The sequence below is a fragment of the Agrobacterium fabrum str. C58 genome, assembly GCF_000092025.1.
Taxonomy (GTDB): Bacteria; Pseudomonadota; Alphaproteobacteria; order Rhizobiales; family Rhizobiaceae; genus Agrobacterium; species Agrobacterium fabrum.
Window position 1 is genome coordinate 2,040,105 of sequence record NC_003063.2, and the last position, 21,239, is coordinate 2,061,343.

Genomic DNA, 21,239 nt, shown 5'->3' on the forward strand with positions numbered 1-21,239 from the left:
GCACAAATCAGAGCCGGTTGCCGCAAGATCGAATGTGCATCGTCCAGGAAGACAGACATTCGCCTGGTGGCTACCAAAAATCGGAGTTTCAAAGGCCTCTGGAATGGCCCGTACAGGACACCGTCGATAAGCGGAGCAGACATGAAGACCAGCCTTGAACATTTGCCAGAACGAAAGCAACGCGAACTCGCGCGCGTCGTCGGAATTATTCAGGAAGAGTTTGCTGATCTGGTGGAGCGCTCCAAGTCTGACGCCAAGAAGGATGGGCGGATTTTCAAAATCATTCTGTTCGGTTCTTACGCGCGTGGCACCTGGGTGGATGAACCGCATACGTCGAAAGGCTACCGCTCGGATTTCGATATCCTCGTCATCGTCAGCAACAAGGAACTTGCCGATCCCAAGTACTGGGACAAAACAACAGACCGGCTGATGTGGGACAAGGAGATCGAGACACCTGTCGGTCTTATCGTGCACGGCGCTCGCGAAATCAGCAATTTTCTAAATGACGGCCAACCCTTCTTTGTCGATCTCGCTCGTGAAGGCATCGTCCTCTACGAATTCGACGACAGGCCGTTGGCTGAACCGAAACCGCTCAGCCCTGCCGATGCACTCAGGGTGGCAGAAGATCATTTTCTGCGGCACCTCCCGGATGCGCGAGATTTCGCTGATGTAGCAAAATATCTCGTTGCGAAAGGTAACCTACACCTAGCCGCCTTCAATCTCCATCAGGCAGTGGAGACCGCCTACAACTGCTACCTCCTGACACTGACAAACTATTCGCCTGCGTCGCACAACCTCAAATTCCTGCGTGGACTTTCCGAAGGTCGTGATCGCCGTCTGATCGACATCTGGCCGCGCGATCGTCAGCGATTTACCACATGGTACAACATCCTGAATGAGGCCTACGTTAAGGCACGCTATTCGAAGCGTTTCGAGGTTTCCGAAGAGGCGCTCACCTGGCTTCAGGAGCGCACCGCGGAACTTCATAAGCTGGTTGAGACGCTTTGCCGCGAGCACATCGAAAAGCTCGAACATGCCGCAGGACAAGCCGCAAATTCCAGCGATTGAGCTTCACGGGTTAGCACAAACTTTCCTGAACTCAGGTAACAGCCACCGCAGCGTCATGAACCATACGGTCCAACCAACTCTCGCTATCGCTATGTCGATCTCCTCATAGAAACTGGTCGTCTTCCAGGAACGAAGCCGTGGTCAACAGCGGCAGTTCCGATGCGACCGCAATCGAAAGGAACAATCGTGGCAAGGAAAACAATCGAACAGCGCCTGGCTGAACTGGATGCGCAACGTTCCGCCCTCAAGGCCCGTCTCTCGAAAACCGAGCGCAACAACGATATGCGCCGCAAGGTCCTGATCGGCTCGCTCGTTCTGCATCACCTGGAGACCGCGAATGATCAGGAGTTTAAGCAACAGCTCGATGACTGGCTACGCCGCGAACTGCCGGGCTTTCTGACGCGTGACAATGACAAGGCGCTGTTTGCCGATCTGATCGGACAAGGACTGACGGGCACAGCAGAGAATGGCGACAGCGGGCAGGGCGCTCCATGAACCGGTTGCGACTTTCTCGGGACGCATTCAAGAACATGATGCGAGCCGCCGCGCGTGATCCGCTTTGGGCATTCCTGGCTTTAATCACCATGCCCTTCCGGATCTGGAAACGGCTCCTTGGATTTATGTTCATCCTGTTCAACGTCAACTTTGTGATCGGCATGGGTGGCGGTCATTTCCTCGAGCAAACGGGTTTCGAGCGGGGCTCGCTTGTCCACATCATCCCAGGTCTCTTAACCCTGCTGGCGCTTGCCGTTATCTCTTTTTGGTTCATCACTACTCCACTGATTTTGCATTTCGGGGATGATGACGATGATACCCATGGCTCCGCCCGCTTCGCGACAGACAAGGAGATAGCCGCTCTCACCTCATCCGGTTCCGGCCTGTTGATTGGTCGTGATACAAAATCAGCCAAACCTCTGCGCTATGATGGCCCGGCCCATCTCCTGACGATGGCGCCGACCCGCACCGGCAAGGGTGTCGGGACGATCATCCCAAATCTGTTGACCGCCGACCGTTCCGTGATCTGCGTCGATCCGAAAGGTGAGAATGCAAGAATCACCGGTCGTGCGCGCCAGAAATTCGGCCCGGTTCATGTGCTCGATCCTTTCGGGGTCACCGGGAGATCCTCGGCCGCCTTCAATCCCCTTGCCCTGCTTGATCCCCACAGCCTCGATGTCGCCGACGACGCCAACACCCTTGCCGACGCTCTCGTGTTCGACGAACCGGGAATGGCAGGCGAGGCGCATTGGAACGAGGAGGCAAAAGCACTGATTGCCGGATTGCTACTCAAGATCGTTGCAGATGAGCCTTTGAGTGGCAGGCACCTCGCAACACTTCGCGACTATCTCACCCTTGCTCCTGAACAGTTTGCAGCGCTGCTCAAGCGTATGCAGGAAAGCGATGCGGCAAGAGGTCTTGTCGCGCGCGCCGCAAACCGCCACCTTGGAAAATCCGATCGCGAAGCTGCAGGCGTTCTCTCCGCAGCCCAACGCCATACGCATTTTCTTGATTCACCGCGCATGACGGCCGTCCTCAGCCGCTCGGATTTCCGATTTGCCGATCTCAAGCGCAGCAATGTGACGGTGTTCCTCGTCCTTCCCCCTGATCGTCTCTCGACCTATTCGCGCTGGCTGCGACTGCTTGTCTCCCAAAGCCTGCTCGAAATGGCCCGCGATCCGACAAAGCCGGCGACACCGGTTCTCTATCTGCTCGATGAGTTCGCATCCCTTGGGCATTTGGCACCAGTCGAGCGCGCGATGGGTGTGATGGCGGGTTATGGTGTCCAGCTTTGGCCCATCCTCCAGGACATCCATCAGCTGCGTGCCACATATGGTCACCGCGCCGGAACCTTTCTGTCAAACGCCGGCGTGCTGCAGGTCTTTGGCGTCAACGACCATGACAGCGCCCGCCTCATCTCTGATTTGCTCGGACAGGAAACGGTCGTGTTCCAGACCATAGCGAGAGCGCTCTATTCCGATAAGACCGGGATCACCTACAGCCAGCAACATACCGGCCGGCCGCTACTCACCCCTGATGAAGTGCGCAATCTGCCGGCGAACGGACAATTGCTGTTCCTGGCCGGGCAACGACCAATTTTTGCTGAAAAGCTTGCCTATTTTGCCGATCCGGAGTTCAGGCAGATGTTCGATCCAGTCTGACGGTAGCGTGACAAACAGGCAGGCTGGCATTCGCATCGCAACCTTGTATCGGAGGCCCTTGGATCTCCTCGGCGTGGACTTCCAATTATCATGACTGATAATTCCAATCGTCAAGGAATTGGAAACGGGTCGGTATGAACGTCTGCAGCAATGAACGGGGTGATCCAGCCTGTCCTGACGGGAACGCGCTCCCCCATAGCGCCGAAGTGAGCGGCAGGACAGGCGTGCGTCTTGCTGCAAAGGCATGAAAACGGAGGCGTGCTGCATGTCTCCAGCGACAACGAGAGCTGTCGCCGCATCTTTGGCGAGGTCCGGGTCGCATGTGCTGTCTTCTGCTTCCATGTCCCTACGCCTTACCCAGTCGGTCTACCGTGACACCAAGGGCATTTGCCAACGCGAGCTTGCCGTTGTCTGGCATTAATACGAGGCCCGACAGGATCCCTTCCTGCCACGCCTCTCCGCGCGTCCACGCTTCGCGGTAGGCATCGGCAAGCAAATGGCTCTGTCGCGTCTCCACGAGCGCCTCGCACAGCAGCGAGGCCTGTACGAGGTCCTTATCCCTCTTGGCTCGCCCGAGGGCATCCGTGCGCCTCCTGGATGCAACGATCAGCTTGTGGATGGCATACCGCTCGGGAGCGGGGATATTCACGCTAACGCCTTCCCGGTGCAGCAATACCGTTCTTACGGGTTCGTAGATCAGGAAGTCCAGGAACCGCAAGTTTTCAGCAGACGCGCCTCCAAGGGCAGGCATTGGGGACGGCTTGCCCGTGTAGTCATCCGATCCACGGTTGGTCGTCAGGAATTCGACGCGGTAGTTTACCGAATTCGAAAAGGCCACCACCTTTGCGTTATCGGCCTGGTGCGGGACCGCCCTGAACGTGCTGTCTATCGATCTCAGGAGATCGAGGATTGGAGGCAGGCTGTCCTCGACTTCCGCCGAGATCGCAAAGTCCTGCGCGAAGTCCGCGTCGCCTGTTTGCATAGAGGTACCAGGGAGACGAACGCCAAGGAGGCCTGAGTAACAGCTAAAAGCCACGGAACCGACGAGGAGTGCCCTCAGACGGAATAGGCCCGCGTCAGCGAGTGCTTTAGTCACTTCACCTGCGAAGCGATCCGGCGCGGACATGCCACCGCTTCGCAGCAGCATGCCGACGAGCTTGCGCCGCTCCCGGATGTCGTCTTTGACTTGCCTATGGGCTTTCACCCGAGCCGTGATGTCGACGTCATCCTGCGGGCCGACATAGCGTCTCTTGTCCTTACCCTCGGGAGTAGGGAGATCAAAATACCAATAATTGCGGCCCTTGACCGGAACGGCAACAAACCGACCTTCAAGGGGAAAATCTGCCTGAAATTGTGCATCGAACGTCCGCTGCGCGAGTTCAGCGAACGCCGTTCTGTAAACGAGGTCAATCTGTTTCATCGCCCGATCCAGTTATAATGAATTTGCAAAAACATTATAACTATGCTGCCAGATGTCAATGGAGCGAGGCAAGACCACGTCGTTTTCATTCAGAAAGTGGACACTGGTTCGCTTCGACACCATTGCATGCAGGCCGTCGAGCGGAGACTGTAGACGGCCGCAACTGCCAGACCTAAATGCCGTCGTCCTCTCCTTCGACCCCAAACCAAGTAGTAGTAAGGTCGATCGATAGATTTGGCGCCAACGCATGTTTTCTCTCGAGAGAGGAGACGCATCGAAGCGAGGAGATGATATCAGCATTCGGCAGCGTGTTTATCAGGCTTTCCTGTCAGCCATTTCCCGACCTACAAAATTCGACTAGCACTTTTGGCATTTGATCAACGTGTCGAAGCGTATAAAGTTCATGGATACCACCAGCGCGATTGCGTGGGTGTCGCAATCGCAAGCTAGTCAGATACCTCGTTCCCATGATGAAATCCTCCCTTGATCATATCCCGCACAGAAAGCAGCGAGAGCTCGCCCGTGCGCTGGAGATCCTGCACGAGGAGTTCGAGGATGCGCTGGGGGAAGGCACCGCCGACTTCAAGAAGCGCGGACGCATTCTCAAAATCATTCTGTTTGGCTCCTATGCCCGCGGCACCTTTGTCGATGAGCCGCATACGATGAAGGGCTATCGCTCGGATTTCGATTTGCTGGTGATCGTCAACAATCGCAAGCTGACGGATCACGCGACCTACTGGTACAAGGCGGCCGACCGGATCATCCGCGACAGCTTTATCGAAACGCCGACGCAGTTCATCGTGCATTCTCTGCGCGAGGTGAACACAGAGCTTAAGAAGGGCCACTACTTCTTCTCGGATATCCGCAAGGAAGGCATCGTTCTATACGAACTGGATGACGAGCCGCTCGCTGAGCCGAAGCTGCTGACTGCGGAAGAACGGTTGAATGTCGCGCGGGAGCATTGCCGGGAACGGTTCGAGGCAGGTACCGAGTTCTTTGTTCTATCCTGTCACGCTCGCAACAGTGGCTTTACAAAAAGAGCTGCGTTTCTTTTGCATCAGGCGATCGAGCAAGCCTATTCCTGCGTCCTTCTCACACTGACGAACTACGGGCCTGCCTCCCACAACATCAAGTTCCTCCGCTCTCTTGCCGAGGAGCAGGACCTTCGACTGGTCGACGCGTTTCCACGCGATCATCATCGGCAGCGGGCCTGGTTCAATACGATCAATGAAGCCTATGTGAAGGCGCGGTACTCGAAACATTTCGAGATCAGCGAAGAGGCGCTTGGCTGGCTCGGTGAGCGCACCGCGCATTTGCTCGAGCTGGTAAAGGTCGTTTGCGATGAACATATCGAAAAGGTGGATTGTGGCGTTCGAATGGGCGGGAGTGAAAGCAGCCAATGACCGCGAGGTGTCAAAGCAGGTTCTAATCGTGCCCCCGCAACCACCGACACTTGCAAATTCGCCCACTCGGGGTATTTGCGACGAAGCTCCTCCTCATATGAGTCGAGGAGCTTTTTTTGTTTCTCCTTCGTCTCGATCTCGCCAGCCTCCAGCTTCTCGATGAAGTCCGCATGCACTTCGGCGACGAAGCGGCGCTCCATCAGGTCGAGAACGTCCATCTGCGCAAGGATGGAGGAGATCAAGCCGTGGACTTCGAGGGTTGCCGGCTGATGGCCCTGGGTCTTGCCGATCACCACCTTCTGCACCAGTGAGCGCACAATCGGCATCACCTGACGCTTGGCATCGTCGTTTTTGCCGCGGCGCGCCTGCAGGAAGAAGTGGCGCATGCGCAGTTCCGTCTGGGCGGGATTGTGACGCTGCTTCAATTCTTCGATGTCAACGCCGGAGCAAATTAAGGCCAGGCGGCGGAGTAAAACCAGGCCACTATCGGCGCACGCATGAGACCTCCGGGAGTGCGTAGCCCGAGCGGGGTTCTCATGCGTGCGCGTCGATTTTTGAAAGGGTTTCAGCCTGCCTTTCGTGCGCGGCTTTGGGCGAGACGATAGCTGTCGCCGTTCATCTCGAGAATGTTGACGTGGTGGGTGATGCGATCGAGCAGTGCACCAGTCAGTCGTTCCGATCCCAAGGTCTCTGTCCATTCGTCAAACGGAAGATTGCTGGTGATCAGGGTCGCGCCGCGTTCATAGCGTTGTGAGATCAGCTCGAACAGCAATTCCGCACCAGTCTTGGACAGCGGCACAAAGCCCAACTCATCAATGATGAGAAGCTGGTAGGCAGCCATTTGCTTCTGGAAGCGGAGCAGACGCCGTTCGTCACGGGCTTCCATCATCTCGCTGACCAGAGCGGCGGCCGTGGTGAAGCCGACGGACAAGCCCTTCTGGCATGCGGCCAGGCCGAGGCCGAGCGCGACATGCGTCTTTCCCGTGCCACTGGGCCCGAGCGCAATGACGTTCTCACGACGCTCGATCCATTCGCAGCGTGCCAGCTCGAGCACCTGCATCTTATTGAGTTTGGGGATGGCGGCGAAGTCGAAGCTGTCCAGGCTTTTGACGACTGGGAACCGTGCCGCCTTGATGCGGCGCTCGACCTTGCGGCGGTCCCGTTCGATCATCTCTCTTTCGGAAAGCCGCAACAGGTATTCGACATGATCGACGCCCTCGGTGGCACATAGCCGGGCCAGCTTCTGGTACTCGCGCTGGAAGGTCGGGAGCTTCAGGGTCTTGAGATAATGGGCGAGCAGGATCTCGGGCACTTCGTCACTCATGCCGCTTCCTCCCCATACGCGGAAAGCAGTCGCATGTAGGCTTTCGCCGACGTCGTCTCGACCGTCGCCCTCGGCAAATACGGGTAGATGGACAGGTCCAGTCGTGGCGGCCGGCGCTCCACTCGGCACAGGATCAGATGCTTGACGGCGTCGAAGCCGATCGCGCCGAGTTGGAGCGCCTGCTTTACCGCCGCGTGCAGGTCGGCGAGCTCGAAGCTTTCCAGCAGGCGCAAGACCTGCACATATTCTCGCCGGCCATGCTTGGCCATGCGGCCTTCCATCAAACGGCGCAGCGTGGCGAATTCCTCTGGCAAATCCCAGCCCTGGAGAGGTGCTGCCTGATCCAGCGAATTGATCTTCTGCTCGATCAGCGGCAGGTAATGCACAGGATCGAAGACGACGTCCTCACGGTCCCAGCTCCGGGGATGACGGGCGATGATCTCGCCGCGGCAGCCGATCACCACTTCGTTGACATAACCCCTGACCCAGACATCCTGATGGCCGTAGGCGACCGGGACGGAATAGTCATTGGTCTTGTAACGCGCCAACGACTGGGCCGTTACCTTGACGCCGGCATGGTCGCACGCATCGAATGGAGATGCCGGTAACATGCGCATGGCAGCCAGATCCCGCTGCAGCCGTTCGCCGATCGTCTCGCTCTCGCCCCGCAGTTTGTCGCGCTGGCGCTTGCGGCATTGCTCCTCAAGCCAGACGTTGAACGCCTCCCATGTTGGAAACTGCGGTATCGGCACCATGAAGTTGCGTCTGGCATAACCAACAAGCCCCTCGACGTTTCCCTTATCGTTGCCCTTGCCCGGCCGTCCGTAACGATCCCGGATCAGGTAGTGGGACAAAAAACCGCTGAACAGCGCCGCACGCTTGCGGGTCCCATCAGGCAGGATCTTTGCGACCAGGCAACGATCATTGTCGTAGACGATCGATTGCGGCACGGCCCTGAAGAACGCGAACGCATGGATGTGGCCGTCGACCCAGGCCTCCGATACGGCCGCTGGATAGGCCCGCACATAACAGCCGTCGCTGTGCGGCAGATCCAGCACGAAGAAGTGGGCCTTCCGCTCGACACCGCCGATCACCACCAGAGCCTCACCGAAGTCGGCCTGCCCATGGCCGGGCGGATGCGCCAGCGGCACGAACACCTCCTGGCGGCGCTGATCCCGCTCGCGCATGTAATCCTTGATGATCGTGTAGCCACCGGTGAAGCCGCGCTCGTCCCGGAGCCGGTCGAACACCCGCTTGGCCGTGTGGCGCTGCTTGCGCGGCACCTTCACGTCCTCATCGAGCCAATGATCAATTGTCGAGACGAACGCATCCAGCTTCGGCCGCCGGATCGGCAACTGACGCTGATAGCCCGGCGGCGTCGAGTACGACACCATCTTGGCAACGCTGTCGCGAGATATGTTGAAATACTTTGCAGCCTGACGCCGGGTCATCCCTTCCGAGACGGCCAGGCGAACCTTGAGATACAATTCCACGGTGTAGATCCCCTTGTCCCTCCTGCTTCCAATGCAGAAGGAAGATAGGTGGCCGGATTTTACTCCGCCCGCGGCTGGATTATTCCGCCGCTACCATGGCCGACTTTTGCACCGCCGCTCTCACCCTGAAGCCATTCTGGCTGAAGAACAGCATCTGCTGGTCCCAAGCGTCCGAAGACAGCGGCCAGCCATGGGAAAAGAGGATCGGCTGTCCTGCACCCCAGTCCTTATAGAAGAGGCGCGCGCCATCGGTGGTGATGAATATCGACATGTTGCTCTCCTGGAAATTTGATTGTTCGTAATTTGTTTGTGCACAATATATATGCCACTCATTTGGCTGCTGTCAATCGCTTGCAATCTAATCGCGTACAAATTATTTTTAAGCAAAGGAGATTGCCATGACTGACAAACGGATTGACGCCCCGGATACCCGCGCAGACGTGACCGGATTGCTGTGCTTTTCACTCTACTCGGCGAGCCACGCCTTCACGCAGCTCTACAGGTCACTGCTCGACAAATTGAGCCTAACTTACCCGCAGTATCTGGTGATGCTGACTCTGTGGCATCGCGACGGCCAGACCGTGAAGGAACTAGGGAAGACACTGTTCCTGGATTCCAGCACTCTGACACCGCTCCTCAAGAGACTGGATGCGGCGGGGCTGATCACCCGAAGCCGCAATCCAAGGGATGAACGCGAGGTTCTTATTCACCTGACGCAAAAAGGGGATGATCTCCGGACTAGCGCTTCGGATGTCGGGCGCTGCATTGAGGAAGCCGTGGGATTGGATGCCGAGACAGTTCAATCGGTCAAAGCGTCACTCGACGCCATAAGGGATAAGATCAAGTCATAAGGGCCGCTGCAATGCTGGCGCTCGATCATCTCGTGGCTGAGGATCGACCGCAACCAGAGTTCCACATCCGTGACGGCCGCCTTGGCCTGGACCGTCCAGAGTTCGGCGCCCTCACGGCGCAACTGCTTCACCGTAGATCTGTGCGACCCGATCATCATAGCGCTGCCCCCACGCCCCATGTGAACCGTGAGGGCAGCATGAAGCGACGTGCCCGCCAGCTACGACACCTTGAGCAGATGCTCATAACCCATCATTTGGAACACGCGTGCAGTTTGCGTTTCAACCACCGCGTTGATTACAGGAGTGCCATAGTCCGAGTAATCGATGATCGTGCGCATTGGCTTATCGCCTTTCGGGAGCGCCAACACACGTGCGATCTCGTCGGCAACGCCTTGGATGGGTGCATCGGCTCCTCGAAGAAGAGCACGCAAACCAGGCCCGATATTGTCGAAGTCGGCCTTGAATTTCTCGTATCCCTCGACCGCGTCGTCATCGCCTGGATGGACAGCGGATTCGAAATGCGCCGTCCCATCCGGGAAAATGCCCGGCATTACGATCACGGTCTCGATGCCGAAGCGATTGATTTCATAGGCGGTCACCTCTGCCAACGCGTCCAGCGCATATTTCCCGGCGATGTACGGCCCGACAAAGGGTGTCACGATGCGGGAAATGGTGCTGCCAACGTAGAGGAGAACACCGTTCCCCTGTTTGCGCATCTGCGGAATTGCGGCACGGTTTAGCCGGTGAGCACCGACGACATTGGTGTTGAGACAGTCGGTCAACTGGTCCGGTGTGAAGCCTTCAAATACGCCGATGAACAGATGAGCGGCATTGTGAATGACGACGTCGAGGTGTCCGTGGTCGGCGACCAACTGATCAACGGCTGCCTGGCAAGATTCTTCGCTATGAATGTCCATGTCGATGACACGGACATAGCCACCATGTTCGGTCGCGTAACGTTCAAGGGCTTCTCGCCGCCCGGCACTTCTCCCGTGAGGATCACGTACCCCGGCGTAGACCGCATAGCCTTGCCGGATAAGCGTTTGCGCGGTCAAAAGGCCCATACCCGATCCGGAGCCTGATATAAGAACGGTCTTCATAACATTTCTCCTTGGTTTTGTTGAAGGGAAGCTCGCAAACGTGTTGAACAAAATGCGCACCCGTACCGCTTTCGCGACCGAAATCAGTACCTGTTTCGAGCTGGAAGATGATTGACGACGGCTGTGCCTGACTCTTGCGGCAACTATGTGAGATTCCGAAGCGTCACTTTTACTTTTCGCGGTAGAATGTCATTCCACCGTGATGTAGTTCGTTCGCGCTTACAAAATCTCCGTCAGCGGTAAAACCGGTATCGTCCCAATAATTGATGTGGGCGCCCCGGACCTCATAGCGGCCCTGATATGCGCTTTTGCGGTTGCCGCGCGCTTCATCGTAGCGCCCGTTTGGCAATAGTTCCTGGCGGATGCGCCCGTCAGCCGTTACCCAAATGCCGACATAGGGATGTTGCATAGTGCCTGTCCTTTCATTTCTCGAGGTTGAGATAACGCCCGGCGTCCGCCTCGTTTGGCATCTCCATAGCGAGGAGCGGGACAGCGAGGATCACTGATTCGAGCAAACCGCAGCCGAATAGCTTTGCTTTGGTCATCGTGATCACCGCAATTCGGAATGTGGAATACGGCGCAGCACATCCTCATAGGCAACGAGGTCAAGGAACGCAGTCACCTCAGTCGCCCGTTCTCCGTCCATGCGGAGTATCCACACATAAGTGTTGGAATAGGGCTTGCCGTCACGAGCGACGGCTTCGCCTTCCCAATTGACGATGACGTGATCGCCATCGGCCCAGATACGCGTTGAGACTGGCCGGATGGGCTTGGTCAGGCGCGTCGCGAGGGGACGAACAGCTCGCTCAATCAAGTCGTCTCGACCGCGGTAAGTTCCAGCATTCGGCCCTGTGCCCTCTATTGTCCAGACAACATCTTGCGCCAGAACCTCATTGAAGAAGTCGGACCCGCCGGCGGCCCAGCGATCGAAGGCGGCTCCAATGATCGCCCTGTTGCGGTCGCGTGGCGCCTCCTGCAAGGGCGTTTCCTGTCCATGCGCTATGGACATCGGCAGCACCACAGCGCAAGCCAGAAGAGTTTTCAAGAAAGTCCAGCGCGAGCGACTGGCGAAATCTATGCTCAGCATGACATTATCTCCTGTCTACTACCTTGTTCGTGCCGAAGATGAGTTGCTGGCCCATCGGGCGGCCGATGAAGCGCTCTGGGAAGATCGGCGGCAAGGCGCTGGACCGGTTCAGCAAGTCGATCTGTTTGTCGCTAAACATGATTTCCAGCGCACCGAAATTGTCTTCCACCTGTTCAAGGGTGCGTGCTCCCACGATGGGCGAGGTTACGGCTGGGTTGAGCAGCGTCCAGGCAAGCGCGACCTGCGAACGCGACGCGCCAAGCTCTTCCGCTACCGTCCCCACCACGTCAGCAATCTCAAGTGAGCGCTCGTTGAGGTGGCCGGTCGAGGCGATCACACCTTTTCGTGTCGGCGCGACATTGGCGTCGTTTTCGTCAGACAGGTCGGCGCGGCTGTACTTTCCCGTCAGGATGCCGCCGCCTAGAGGCGACCAAGGCAGCACGCCAAGCCCCAACTCGTGTGCCATCGGCATGAGTTCAAACTCCACCGTTCGCTCCACGAGGCTATACTCGATCTGGAGCGCCACGAACGGTGACCAACCGCGCAGATCGGCCAGCGTCTGCATCTGCGCCACGCGCCAGGCCGGCGTATTGCAGATGCCAACGTAAAGAACCTTGCCGGCGCTAACGAGATCATCCAGTGCGCGCATGACCTCTTCGGGTGTTGTCGTAAAGTCCCAGGCATGCAGATAGAGAAGATCGATACGGTCGGTGTCGAGTTGACGAAGGCTGGTTTCCACTGACCGCATGAGGTTGAGACGATGGTTGCCGCCCGAATTGATGTTTTGTGCGTCACGCGCCATCGTGAACTTGGTTGAGAGAACCACGCGCTCACGCTTGTCCTTGACGAAGCCGCCGAGAATCCTCTCGGACGCACCATCGGTGTAATTGACCGAGGTATCGATGAAATTCCCGCCACGGTCGACGTAAGCGTCAAAAATGCGGCGAGCCTCGCCTTCATCGGCGCCCCAGCCCCACTCCGACCCGAAGGTCATCGTGCCGAGAGATAGGGGTGATACGCGCAGGCCGGAGCGGCCGAGCAGACGATATTGGTCTAGCGAAATGGTCTTTGGCATGAAAGCTGTCTCCGATCGAGGCTAACGTGTCGCTGTTTCTTGCCGTCCCATATGAACGGATACGCTAAGTCGGAGGTAGAATGTTTGTCCGGGTTTCTTGTACGATCATCCGAATGATACCGATCCCCGTCATCTAAGAGCCTACGCTTTTGTATCGTTGCAAACGGGCCGTGCTGGGCGCGAGATCCTTCATCTGTGACCGTCAGGCTATCTGATGCGTCGGTCGATTTGCCAATCGTGGGATCGGTCATCGAAGCGATTGTGGAGAGGTCTTATCTTTGCCTTCAGCTCGATCTCGACGCGGCCGCGCAATCCGCTGCCCCCAAAAGTCCCAACACCAAGGGAATGCCGGTAGGGATTGCGCTCAACCGCGTTACACCTCCACTGCTCGATACTTCGATTCGGCTTGCCAGACTTCTGGAAACACCAGATGACATTGAGGAGCTTGCACCTTTGACAACTCGGGAAATCCTTTATCGCCTTCTGACGGGGGGCAGCGGAACTACGCCCCACCAAATGGCGCAGGCTGACAGCGTCTCAGCCAGATCGCCCGCGCCATCCTTTGGATCGGGACGCATTTCCGGGAGGCCTATCCGATTGAGCAGGCCGCCGCCCTAGCGGGTATGAGCCGCATTCACGGCTCCATAATCACCCGGCCAAGCGGTTTCGCATTTTCTGCAAAATCATGAGCGGCTGCCGCTTCCGAGAGCGGAAACGTCTTTTCGATCATCACACGGATTTCGCGACGATCGAGCATTTGAAGCATCTCATCTACCGTCGCACGAACCTGAGGTCTCTCTAATAGCGGGCCCATGAAAACTCCGAGCAAAGTCTGATTTGACTGCATGGCTGGCCACAGATCGATGGTCAGGCTTCCGCCCCCAGCGTTTCCCACAAACACAAGACGTCCTTCTGGTGCCAGGAGAGTCAGAGAAGCGGACAAGGTGACACCGACAGGATCAATCACGAGATCGACTCCTTTGCCTCCCGTGTTCTGTCTGACAGCCTCGACAACGTTCCCCATCGACCGATCGACAACGTGATCAGCCCCAAGGGAAGATATCCTTTGCAGCCGGCTTTCTCCACTTGAGACGGCGATGACGGTTGCGCCGGCTTGAGCCGCGAGCTGAACTGCGGCGAGGCCAACTCCACCCGCCGCTGCCTGTACAAGAACCGTCTGGTTGCGCAGAAGGCCACCTCTGGCAAAAAGACAATGGTGGGCAGTACCAAACGATATCGGCAAAGCGGCAGCCGACGCTGCATCCACGCCGGATGGCAAAAGCCACGTTCGGATCGCTGGCACGGCCCAGAGTTCGGCGTGCGAACCCTGCATGTCAAAGGCAGTAACCCTGTCTCCGACTTTGCGGTCCCTCACGTTCGCACCGGCCCCCACGACGCGCCCAGATGCTGCATAGCCGACTATCCACGGGCGGCCAGGAGGCGGCGTGGATCGACGATTGATCAAGTCTCCTCCTTCAATCGAAATGGCTTCCACTGCGATGAGGACATCATCCGGACCTACAATCGGGTCGGCGACGTCCCTGTACGTCAAAACATCCGGAGGTCCTGCTTGATCGTAAACGGCTGCCTTCATGCCTTCTTTTCCTTTTTAATTATCGCTGGGCCTGTGCGGCGGCAAATCGCGCCCTCGTTCACAACTCACCTGTTTAGAGGCACGATCCATCCCTTGCAGGCTGTCGACAAAACTTGATGTCGAAGAAGCATAGACGTCCATCCGCATATTGATAAGATACTGCGCCTCAAGAAGCTCTATAGATAGGATCGATAAATGGACCGGCATATCCTCCGCGATTTAGCAGTCTTCGAAGTGGTTGCGCGACACCAGAGCTTCACCGATGCGGCATCCGAACTTGGTGTGAAGCAGTCCACTTTGAGCTACACGATTAGCCAACTCGAACGGAAAATCGGGGTTGCTCTGCTTGCAAGAACCACGAGAAGCGTGGCTCCAACCGGCTCAGGGTTACGCCTATTGGAGATACTCGGTCCGGCACTGCGCGATCTCCGGGAAGAGCTCCTGCGTTTACAGGAAGCAAGGGAGACGATCGCAGGCGTCGTTCGGCTGACGATGATCCCGGTCGCCTTTGAAAGCATCGTTCGGCCAATGCTGCCAAGCTTTTGTCAGCGCTACCCCGATGTCGTGTTCGAAATCTCTACGAGTGAGAGACTGGATGACATCGTCACAGAAGGGTTTGACGGTGGGATCCGTTTCGGTACGCTCATCGATAAAGATATGGTGGCGCTTCCCTTGACGGCGTCTACCCCTATCGTGATTGCTGGCTCTGCATCTTACTTTGAGAACTACCCAATTCCCTTGGCTCCGGAACATCTGGCTGGTCACCGATGCATATTATATCGCTATCTGAGCTCGTCACGGCTATTCCGGTGGCCGCTGGCAAAGGGTAGTCAGAAGTTTGAATACAAGGGAGACCCAGCGTTGATCCTCGACGACGGAGCGGCGATCCGATCAGCCGTAATGGACGGGCTCGGTATTGGCTTTCTGCTTCGCTCGCAAGTGGCCTCCGATCTTGAAGCCGGCAATCTCCGGGAGGTTCTCACAGATTGGCTAACGGACCTCCCAGGTTTCAGCCTTTATTATCCGAGCCGACGCAGAACTTCGCCAGCGTTTCGCGCACTCATCGAGCATTTCAAAAAGGAGGGAGTGACTTAGAATCCTATTGTCATTGCCTGAACGCAATGAAAACCGGTACCGCAGTTGTGCAATCTTGAAGTCCATTTAAACGAAGGCACGCACGTATGGTTGAGCAGCATACGTGGATTTGACGTCATCGTTTTCTCAGCCGATTGAAGCGTCCGTTCGCGTAAGGGTCAGTCCGTACACGGTTACGTGAACTTCAATGAGGTGCCTCATGTGATTAACGTCAGTCGCTGCGTATCGAAGGCCTCGTAGACCATAGGTGAGCGTCGTCGCAAAGTCTGCACGTGACACCGGCAATTCCCAAGAAGCCGTTCCTTTTTCCAATATTCGAACGAGAAACTGCTGAAACCGTTCGTAAACTTGACGAACGGCCGGAAATTGGAAATCGAATAGATCGGCAGCGTCGGGATATGCGGTAGCGAGTTCCACTCCATGCAGACCCCAAATAGTACAGGCGTGTAGCAGCTTCTGATCAATAGCCGCGATCTGATCGACCTCATTCTGGATCAGGTCCAGGGATCTGGCGTCCATCATCTCGATCACACGGGTGAAGATTGCCTCTTTGTCTGGAAATATTAAATAGAGCGCCGGACGGGAAATGGCAGCCGCTTTTGCGATGTCGCCCATCGTCGTGCGCGCGAATCCGTACCGGGCGAACACATCTTCCGCAGCGGTCAGGACCCGTTCTTCTTTATTTGAAAACTTCTCCATTCCCCTAACTTGACAAAAAGACGAAAAGTGTCAATGTCTGACATATCAACATAAAGTGTCAGAAAGTCAAAAAATGGAACTTGAAGCTCTCATTCCTGAAACACTTGCCGACGCTGCTAAGCGGTTAGGCGGTGGGCCGGTTGTCATGATCAACTTCCTCCGCTTCAGAGACCGTCCGCTATATTCCGACGGGTTCGAACATGTGAAGACAACGTCTCGATCCGCATACTATGAGGGTTATGCCTCGGCCTTCCAGCAGATCGCGACGGCGCTCAATATTTCAACGGAGCTTATCTACGCTGGCTCCCAATTGATGACATTGCTTCCAAAAGAGAGCGAGGTATGGGACGACATCGTCATCGTCCGCTACGACAGCTTCGCGGACCTGTGCTCAATAATCGACACACCGGAATACGCGTTGCAAGCTGAACCTCATCGCGAAGCTTCCGTCGTGGGCTGGCGGTTCGTCGCGACCAGGTCAGTGATGTAAGTCCCGACGAAAATCGCAAGCTTCCCGGTATACTCGCCGAATTTGCATCAGGTGCATGCTCGGTAGAGACGTGCGCTAAGCGCTTGGAGCAATGGTTTCGAAGATGCGGGGCCACCTTCCGTAGCTTACCGAGCCGTTGATTGAACTGGTGTGCCAGTGAGCAAGCCCTCTCCAACGTGTTGCTGATCGATATTGGGTACCGGCTGGAAACGCTTGCGCGTTTGTCTCGCAGATCTACGAGGACCGGCTAAACCTGCCCGATGGCATCACATCGGCCCTGAACCCGCACATAATAAGGTTTTCCAAAATTGGAATTCGGTCCGCCATTCTTTTGCGTTTTCTTCTCGAGGAAACGACCTCATTTTACCAACATCAAACAACAAATGGCTAAGAAGGAGACACGCCATGAGTAGAGAGCAGAAAGAGAGAATCGCCAAAGCATTTCTGGACGCACTGGGGCGCTGCGACACTGAAACCATGTCGAACCTCAGCACGGACGATATGACGTGGTGGATCATGCCCGGCAACAAGTTTTCCGGCACGCATGCGAAGCGCCCTTACCTCGAGAACTTACCTCGACTTCTGGATGACGCCGCGGGCCCTCTGAAGATGGAGTACCACGAGGTCACCGGGGAAGAAGACAGGCTCGCGGTCGTCGCGAAGGGTGATCTGCCGATGAAGGACGGCCGGCACTATCGAAACAACTACCATTTTCTTCTTCACTTCCGCGACGGCAAGATCGCGAGCGGTCGGGAATTTACCGACTCGCTGCACATCAACGAAATCTTCGGGGCGCCGGGCCAATAGATTCAGCCTGGCACCTGAGGCGTTTGCTGGGGCTCTCCATGAGCATTCGTCTCACCACTTAGCGAGGCCCCGGACCATCAATCTACCATCAGCAAGCGACAGCGAACCGAGATCTTCGGCTCGTACGCAAGCTTGCGTCTTCAGGAGCGACTGACATGAAATACAAGACACTTGGAAACACCGGACTTCTTGTCTCACAACTTTGCCTCGGAACCATGACGTTCAGCGACGGCACGGGCATCTACGAGCATATCGGCGATGTCGGCCAGACCGGGGCGGACGAATTGGTCAAAGCCAGCATCGACGCCGGGATCAACTTCTTCGACACCGCCGACGTCTATTCAGCCGGTGCGAGCGAGCGAACGCTCGGACAATCGTTCAAGAACCTCGGTATTGCCCGAAACGAGATCGTGTTGGCAACGAAGGTCTATAGTCGGATGGGTTCAGGCCGAAACGACGTCGGCGCATCGCGCGGACATATCATGGACGCTGTTGAAGCCAGTTTGAAGCGCCTGCAGACCGATCACATTGATTTGTACCAAATCCACGCAACCGACACCCTCACTCCTGTCGAGGAAACTCTGCGTGCGCTTGATGATCTGGTTCGACAGGGCAAGGTACGTTACGTCGGCGTATCCAACTGGCAGGCGTGGCGCATTGCGACGGCTCTTGGCGTTTCTGCCCGCCTCGGGCTGGAACGATTCAATACACTCCAGGCATATTACTCGATTGCGGGTCGAGACCTTGAACGGGAACTCAAGCCATTGCTCGATGCAGAAAAGATGGGCTTGCTTGTCTGGAGCCCGCTTGCTGGCGGGCTGCTATCTGGGAGATTCAGCCGCGCAAATCAGTCTCCGGAAGGCTCGCGCCGCTCCTCTTTTGATTTCCCGATTGTCGACAAGGAGCGGGCCTGGAACGTCATCGACGTCCTGAAGCCCATAGCAAAGGCGCACGGTTGCAGCCCGGCACGAATAGCGCTGGCCTGGCTCCTCGCCAAGCCGGTCGTGACATCGGTCATTGTCGGAGCAAAACGGCTTAGCCAGCTCGAAGATAATATCGCCGCGGTCGGCACCGTGCTGAGTGACGACGAAGTTGCGCGGCTGGATGCTGTAAGCGAGCTGCCGCCCGAGTATCCAGGTTGGATGCTCGAGACGCAGGGCGCTGACCGGTTGGGGCCTGTGGATCTGTGGTCAGGCAAGACCTCTCAGACCTCTTGATTCTGTCGATCCAAACGAGAGACGCCGAATAGGCGTCTCTTGCACCAAGACAGACATACGCGGTTACGCCTCTTTTGCATAAGCGCTGGCGAAAATTACGCATGACGCCAAGCATGAAACCAATGGGCCAACGAGCCTCAAGGAAAGAAACATGAGCAATCGATTGCAAGGTAAAATCGCTGTCATCACCGGCGCTTCCAAAGGACTTGGCGCGGCAATTGCGCGAAGTTTCGCCGCAGAGGGTGCATCAGTCGTAGTAAACTACTCGTCAAGCAAATCTGCGGCCGAAGCAGTTGTTGAGGAGATCATCGACGCTGGTGGCACAGCCATCGCCGTGAAGGCCGACATGAGTGAGCCCGCGGAAGTTGAAGAGCTGTTTGCGGCAACAAACGCAGCTTTCGGCCGCGTTGACATCCTGGTCAACAACGCCGGTGTCTATGACTTCCAGCCGCTGGAAAACCTGTCTATCGATCTGTTCCGCAAGCATATGGAGCTTAATGTCTTTGGCTACCTGCTCGCGATCAAAGAAGCTGTGAAATACATGGCGGAGGGCGGCAGCATTGTGAACATGTCCTCGACGGTAACGATTTTCGGCCCAGAAAACGCATCGGTCTATACGGCAAGCAAAGGTGCAATCGACGGTTTGACGCGCGCGTTGTCAAACGAGCTCGCCCCCCGCAAGATTCGTGTCAACGCAATCAAGCCCGGCGTGGTCGACACTGACGGCGTGCAGGCCGGAGGCTTTCTCCACTTTGACTTCGGCCCCATGATCATGGCGCAGACGCCGCTCAAGCGTCTCGGCGTTCCTGAGGACATTATACCTGCAGCGATTTTCCTCGCATCGGACGAATCGAGCTGGACGACTGGCGAATTTTTCATCCTCGCCGGTGGCCATCGCTAATCACCCCTTAATGCGCAACTAATCCTGCAAGGAGATATCAGATGACAACTTATACCGAGATGACACCCACACAGGTCGTCCAGCATTATCTCGAGACGTTCTTCAAGAAGGATGTCGAAAAGACCCTTCAATGCCTGACTGAGGATGTTGTATGGAAGGTTCAAGGGGCCAGTGATGTGCCCACCATCGGCCTCAGGCACGGACGGGATCAGGTGCGCGATTGGATGGCGCTATTTCCTGTCAATTTCGAGCCGCTCGATTTTCAAGTGGAGCGTACCTTTGAAAGCGGCGACAAGGTCGTGATCATCGGCAATTTCAAGCATCGCATTCGTAGAACAGGCAAAGATTTTGTTAGCGACTTCGCGGCAATCTGCTCGGTGAGAGATGGCAAAGTGAGCGCCTACAACTTTATTGAGGATTCATACGCGCTCTGGAGAGCATTTCAGCCGTCTTAGCAGGCAATTAATGTGGTCCACGCGGAAGAGAAAAGCGGCCCTCTTCCGCGCCGGGACTGGAAGTACGCAAAGAGGTCACAGTGAACTCCATCGCCAAGTCGTCCTCTCGCGTCAGGTTTCATGTGATCGCGGTTGCCCACGGCGGAGCAAGCGAGCGTGTACCGGGACACAGCCGGAAGTCAGGTCACTCGCGATTGGACACTTTTTCCCATTAGCGGTTCACTGCGACGAAACATTGACGATGGCCACTTGGGCAGATGTCGGAAAGTCATAAGCGTCTGGTTTTGCTGGCAGGATTTTCAAAAGCACAATCTTTCCGGAGATCATCTGGAAGTTCAGCTTGTAATATCGAAGGTCGCTGCCGGACGGTGATACGACCGTAACGCGGCAACCTTCGAACAATGGCTCAGATCTAAGCACGACAACCGGCGAACGCAAAAAGGAAAGCGTGTCGTTCAGCCTCTCGCGGGGAGACGCGTTGGTGTCTCCTCGACCTTTACCGTCAACGATCAGAGCGCCGGGGGCGAGAAGCTGTGGAAGCGCGTCAATTTGACGGTTGTTTAGTAGCAGAAAGAATTCCCGAATTGTTTCCGGAAGTTCGGTTCGGTTTGCGGTTTGGGAACCACTTGACAGTGGCATGAGCCGGGAAACCTGCTGGCTCACTTGCAAATCTGTCGGCTGCATTGGCGTTTCCTTTCTATTTGACGATCTTGCAGGTACTCATCGTTAATCGGCCGTGCCCCCTGTCCGTGGACAAACGGTCTTTGCGTTCGAGCTGGCAGAAAGAAAGATGTGCCGGGAATGCGATTTAGCGGTAGACAGATATTCCGTTATCCTTGCCGAATTGTCTGAAGCTGCAACTTTCGTGTTCTGGTCGATCCAGGGGGAAAACGGTGACGAGATCGGTGCTTCTATCGGGAAATGGAAGATTTCTGGGTGGGAGACCACTGACTCCTTTAATGTCCGATATGCTTGCTTGATCGTCCAAATATCGCTTGCTCAGA

The 21,239-nt window shown here is 56.4% G+C and carries 23 protein-coding genes and 2 pseudogenes; 13 read left to right on the top strand and 12 right to left on the bottom strand.

The window, feature by feature from the left end:
• The first annotated feature begins 141 nt into the window (after positions 1–141).
• The 3 genes from ATU_RS22805 (at position 142) to ATU_RS22815 (ending at position 3,224) form a co-directional block, all read left to right on the top strand.
• Positions 142–1,068 (top strand): nucleotidyltransferase and HEPN domain-containing protein, encoded by a 927-nt coding sequence (locus tag ATU_RS22805; RefSeq protein WP_010974227.1) that lies wholly within the window; start codon positions 142–144, stop codon positions 1,066–1,068.
• Positions 1,069–1,254: 186 nt separating this feature from the next.
• Positions 1,255–1,563 carry an anti-sigma factor antagonist gene (locus ATU_RS22810; protein WP_035258773.1) on the top strand — a complete coding sequence of 103 codons (309 nt, stop codon included), beginning with the start codon at positions 1,255–1,257 and terminating at the stop codon, positions 1,561–1,563.
• The gene (locus ATU_RS22815) at positions 1,560–3,224 is read left to right on the top strand and encodes a type IV secretory system conjugative DNA transfer family protein (protein ID WP_010974229.1); all 1,665 of its coding nucleotides are present in this window, start codon (positions 1,560–1,562) and stop codon (positions 3,222–3,224) included. The genes ATU_RS22810 and ATU_RS22815 overlap by 4 nt, the downstream gene beginning before the upstream one ends.
• A 346-nt stretch (positions 3,225–3,570) precedes the next feature.
• Here ATU_RS22815 and ATU_RS22820 read toward each other — a convergent pair whose 3' ends face one another.
• Positions 3,571–4,644 carry a nucleotidyltransferase family protein gene (locus tag ATU_RS22820; RefSeq protein ID WP_010974230.1) on the bottom strand — a complete coding sequence of 358 codons (1,074 nt, stop codon included), beginning with the start codon at positions 4,642–4,644 and terminating at the stop codon, positions 3,571–3,573.
• A 467-nt stretch (positions 4,645–5,111) separates the two neighbouring features.
• Between ATU_RS22820 and ATU_RS22825 the strand changes: the two genes are divergently transcribed.
• On the top strand, positions 5,112–6,047 hold the full coding sequence (locus tag ATU_RS22825; RefSeq protein WP_010974231.1) for a nucleotidyltransferase and HEPN domain-containing protein: 936 nt from the start codon (positions 5,112–5,114) through the stop codon (positions 6,045–6,047).
• Positions 6,048–6,163: 116 nt separating this feature from the next.
• Positions 6,164–6,358 (top strand): hypothetical protein, encoded by a 195-nt coding sequence (locus ATU_RS22830; protein WP_035258776.1) that lies wholly within the window; start codon positions 6,164–6,166, stop codon positions 6,356–6,358.
• Between the two features lie 254 nt (positions 6,359–6,612).
• Here ATU_RS22830 and istB read toward each other — a convergent pair whose 3' ends face one another.
• The 3 genes and pseudogenes from istB to ATU_RS22845 all read right to left on the bottom strand — a co-directional run.
• Positions 6,613–7,371 carry an IS21-like element helper ATPase IstB gene (gene istB / locus ATU_RS22835; protein WP_010974232.1) on the bottom strand — a complete coding sequence of 253 codons (759 nt, stop codon included), beginning with the start codon at positions 7,369–7,371 and terminating at the stop codon, positions 6,613–6,615.
• Complete coding sequence (istA, locus tag ATU_RS22840; protein WP_010974233.1) at positions 7,368–8,864, bottom strand: IS21 family transposase; 1,497 nt, start codon at positions 8,862–8,864, stop codon at positions 7,368–7,370. Before istA ends, istB begins: the two co-directional genes overlap by 4 nt.
• A 100-nt stretch (positions 8,865–8,964) precedes the next feature.
• Positions 8,965–9,135 (bottom strand): annotated as a pseudogene (locus tag ATU_RS22845) (alpha/beta fold hydrolase); the annotation flags it as partial.
• Between the two features lie 127 nt (positions 9,136–9,262).
• Between ATU_RS22845 and ATU_RS22850 the strand changes: the two are divergent.
• Positions 9,263–9,715 (top strand): MarR family winged helix-turn-helix transcriptional regulator, encoded by a 453-nt coding sequence (locus ATU_RS22850; protein WP_010974234.1) that lies wholly within the window; start codon positions 9,263–9,265, stop codon positions 9,713–9,715.
• A 218-nt stretch (positions 9,716–9,933) separates the two neighbouring features.
• On the opposite strand, the gene ATU_RS22855 is transcribed toward ATU_RS22850, so the two are convergent.
• The 5 genes and pseudogenes from ATU_RS22855 to ATU_RS22870 form a co-directional block, all read right to left on the bottom strand.
• Positions 9,934–10,815: an SDR family oxidoreductase gene (locus ATU_RS22855; protein ID WP_010974235.1), complete on the bottom strand. Its 882-nt coding sequence runs from the start codon at positions 10,813–10,815 to the stop codon at positions 9,934–9,936.
• 169 nt (positions 10,816–10,984) lie between these two features.
• Positions 10,985–11,221, bottom strand: a pseudogene (locus ATU_RS22860) (Atu4866 domain-containing protein); the annotation flags it as partial.
• A 16-nt stretch (positions 11,222–11,237) separates the two neighbouring features.
• Positions 11,238–11,360 (bottom strand): hypothetical protein, encoded by a 123-nt coding sequence (locus ATU_RS26945; RefSeq protein WP_266021892.1) that lies wholly within the window; start codon positions 11,358–11,360, stop codon positions 11,238–11,240.
• Between the two features lie 5 nt (positions 11,361–11,365).
• Positions 11,366–11,902: a nuclear transport factor 2 family protein gene (locus tag ATU_RS22865; protein WP_010974237.1), complete on the bottom strand. Its 537-nt coding sequence runs from the start codon at positions 11,900–11,902 to the stop codon at positions 11,366–11,368.
• Between the two features lie 4 nt (positions 11,903–11,906).
• A complete protein-coding gene (locus ATU_RS22870; protein WP_010974238.1) occupies positions 11,907–12,977 on the bottom strand; it encodes an aldo/keto reductase in 1,071 nt (356 codons plus the stop codon).
• Positions 12,978–13,172: 195 nt separating this feature from the next.
• Between ATU_RS22870 and ATU_RS27005 the strand changes: the two genes are divergently transcribed.
• Positions 13,173–13,595: an AraC family transcriptional regulator gene (locus tag ATU_RS27005; RefSeq protein ID WP_010974239.1), complete on the top strand. Its 423-nt coding sequence runs from the start codon at positions 13,173–13,175 to the stop codon at positions 13,593–13,595.
• 16 nt (positions 13,596–13,611) lie between these two features.
• On the opposite strand, the gene ATU_RS22880 is transcribed toward ATU_RS27005, so the two are convergent.
• Entirely contained in the window at positions 13,612–14,571 is a 960-nt protein-coding gene (locus ATU_RS22880; protein WP_010974240.1) for a quinone oxidoreductase family protein, read from the bottom strand.
• 195 nt (positions 14,572–14,766) lie between these two features.
• Here ATU_RS22880 and ATU_RS22885 point away from each other — a divergent pair, with 195 nt between their 5' ends.
• Positions 14,767–15,666: a LysR family transcriptional regulator gene (locus tag ATU_RS22885; protein WP_010974241.1), complete on the top strand. Its 900-nt coding sequence runs from the start codon at positions 14,767–14,769 to the stop codon at positions 15,664–15,666.
• Between the two features lie 126 nt (positions 15,667–15,792).
• Here the strand turns inward: ATU_RS22885 and ATU_RS22890 are convergent, their stop codons facing one another.
• On the bottom strand, positions 15,793–16,365 hold the full coding sequence (locus ATU_RS22890; RefSeq protein WP_010974242.1) for a TetR/AcrR family transcriptional regulator: 573 nt from the start codon (positions 16,363–16,365) through the stop codon (positions 15,793–15,795).
• A 73-nt stretch (positions 16,366–16,438) separates the two neighbouring features.
• On the opposite strand from ATU_RS22890, the gene ATU_RS22895 reads away from it, so the two are divergent.
• From ATU_RS22895 to ATU_RS22915, 5 genes are all read left to right on the top strand, one after another.
• On the top strand, positions 16,439–16,855 hold the full coding sequence (locus tag ATU_RS22895; protein ID WP_035258782.1) for a hypothetical protein: 417 nt from the start codon (positions 16,439–16,441) through the stop codon (positions 16,853–16,855).
• A gap of 405 nt (positions 16,856–17,260) precedes the next feature.
• Positions 17,261–17,662 carry a nuclear transport factor 2 family protein gene (locus ATU_RS22900; protein WP_010974244.1) on the top strand — a complete coding sequence of 134 codons (402 nt, stop codon included), beginning with the start codon at positions 17,261–17,263 and terminating at the stop codon, positions 17,660–17,662.
• Between the two features lie 155 nt (positions 17,663–17,817).
• Positions 17,818–18,879, top strand: coding sequence for an aldo/keto reductase (locus ATU_RS22905; protein ID WP_010974245.1), 1,062 nt, complete (start codon positions 17,818–17,820; stop codon positions 18,877–18,879).
• A gap of 151 nt (positions 18,880–19,030) precedes the next feature.
• A complete protein-coding gene (locus ATU_RS22910) occupies positions 19,031–19,780 on the top strand; it encodes an SDR family NAD(P)-dependent oxidoreductase (protein WP_010974246.1) in 750 nt (249 codons plus the stop codon).
• 41 nt (positions 19,781–19,821) lie between these two features.
• Complete coding sequence (locus ATU_RS22915) at positions 19,822–20,235, top strand: nuclear transport factor 2 family protein (protein WP_010974247.1); 414 nt, start codon at positions 19,822–19,824, stop codon at positions 20,233–20,235.
• Positions 20,236–20,454: 219 nt separating this feature from the next.
• Here ATU_RS22915 and ATU_RS22920 read toward each other — a convergent pair whose 3' ends face one another.
• Positions 20,455–20,919 carry a hypothetical protein gene (locus ATU_RS22920; RefSeq protein ID WP_010974248.1) on the bottom strand — a complete coding sequence of 155 codons (465 nt, stop codon included), beginning with the start codon at positions 20,917–20,919 and terminating at the stop codon, positions 20,455–20,457.
• Between the last annotated feature and the right edge of the window lie 320 nt (positions 20,920–21,239).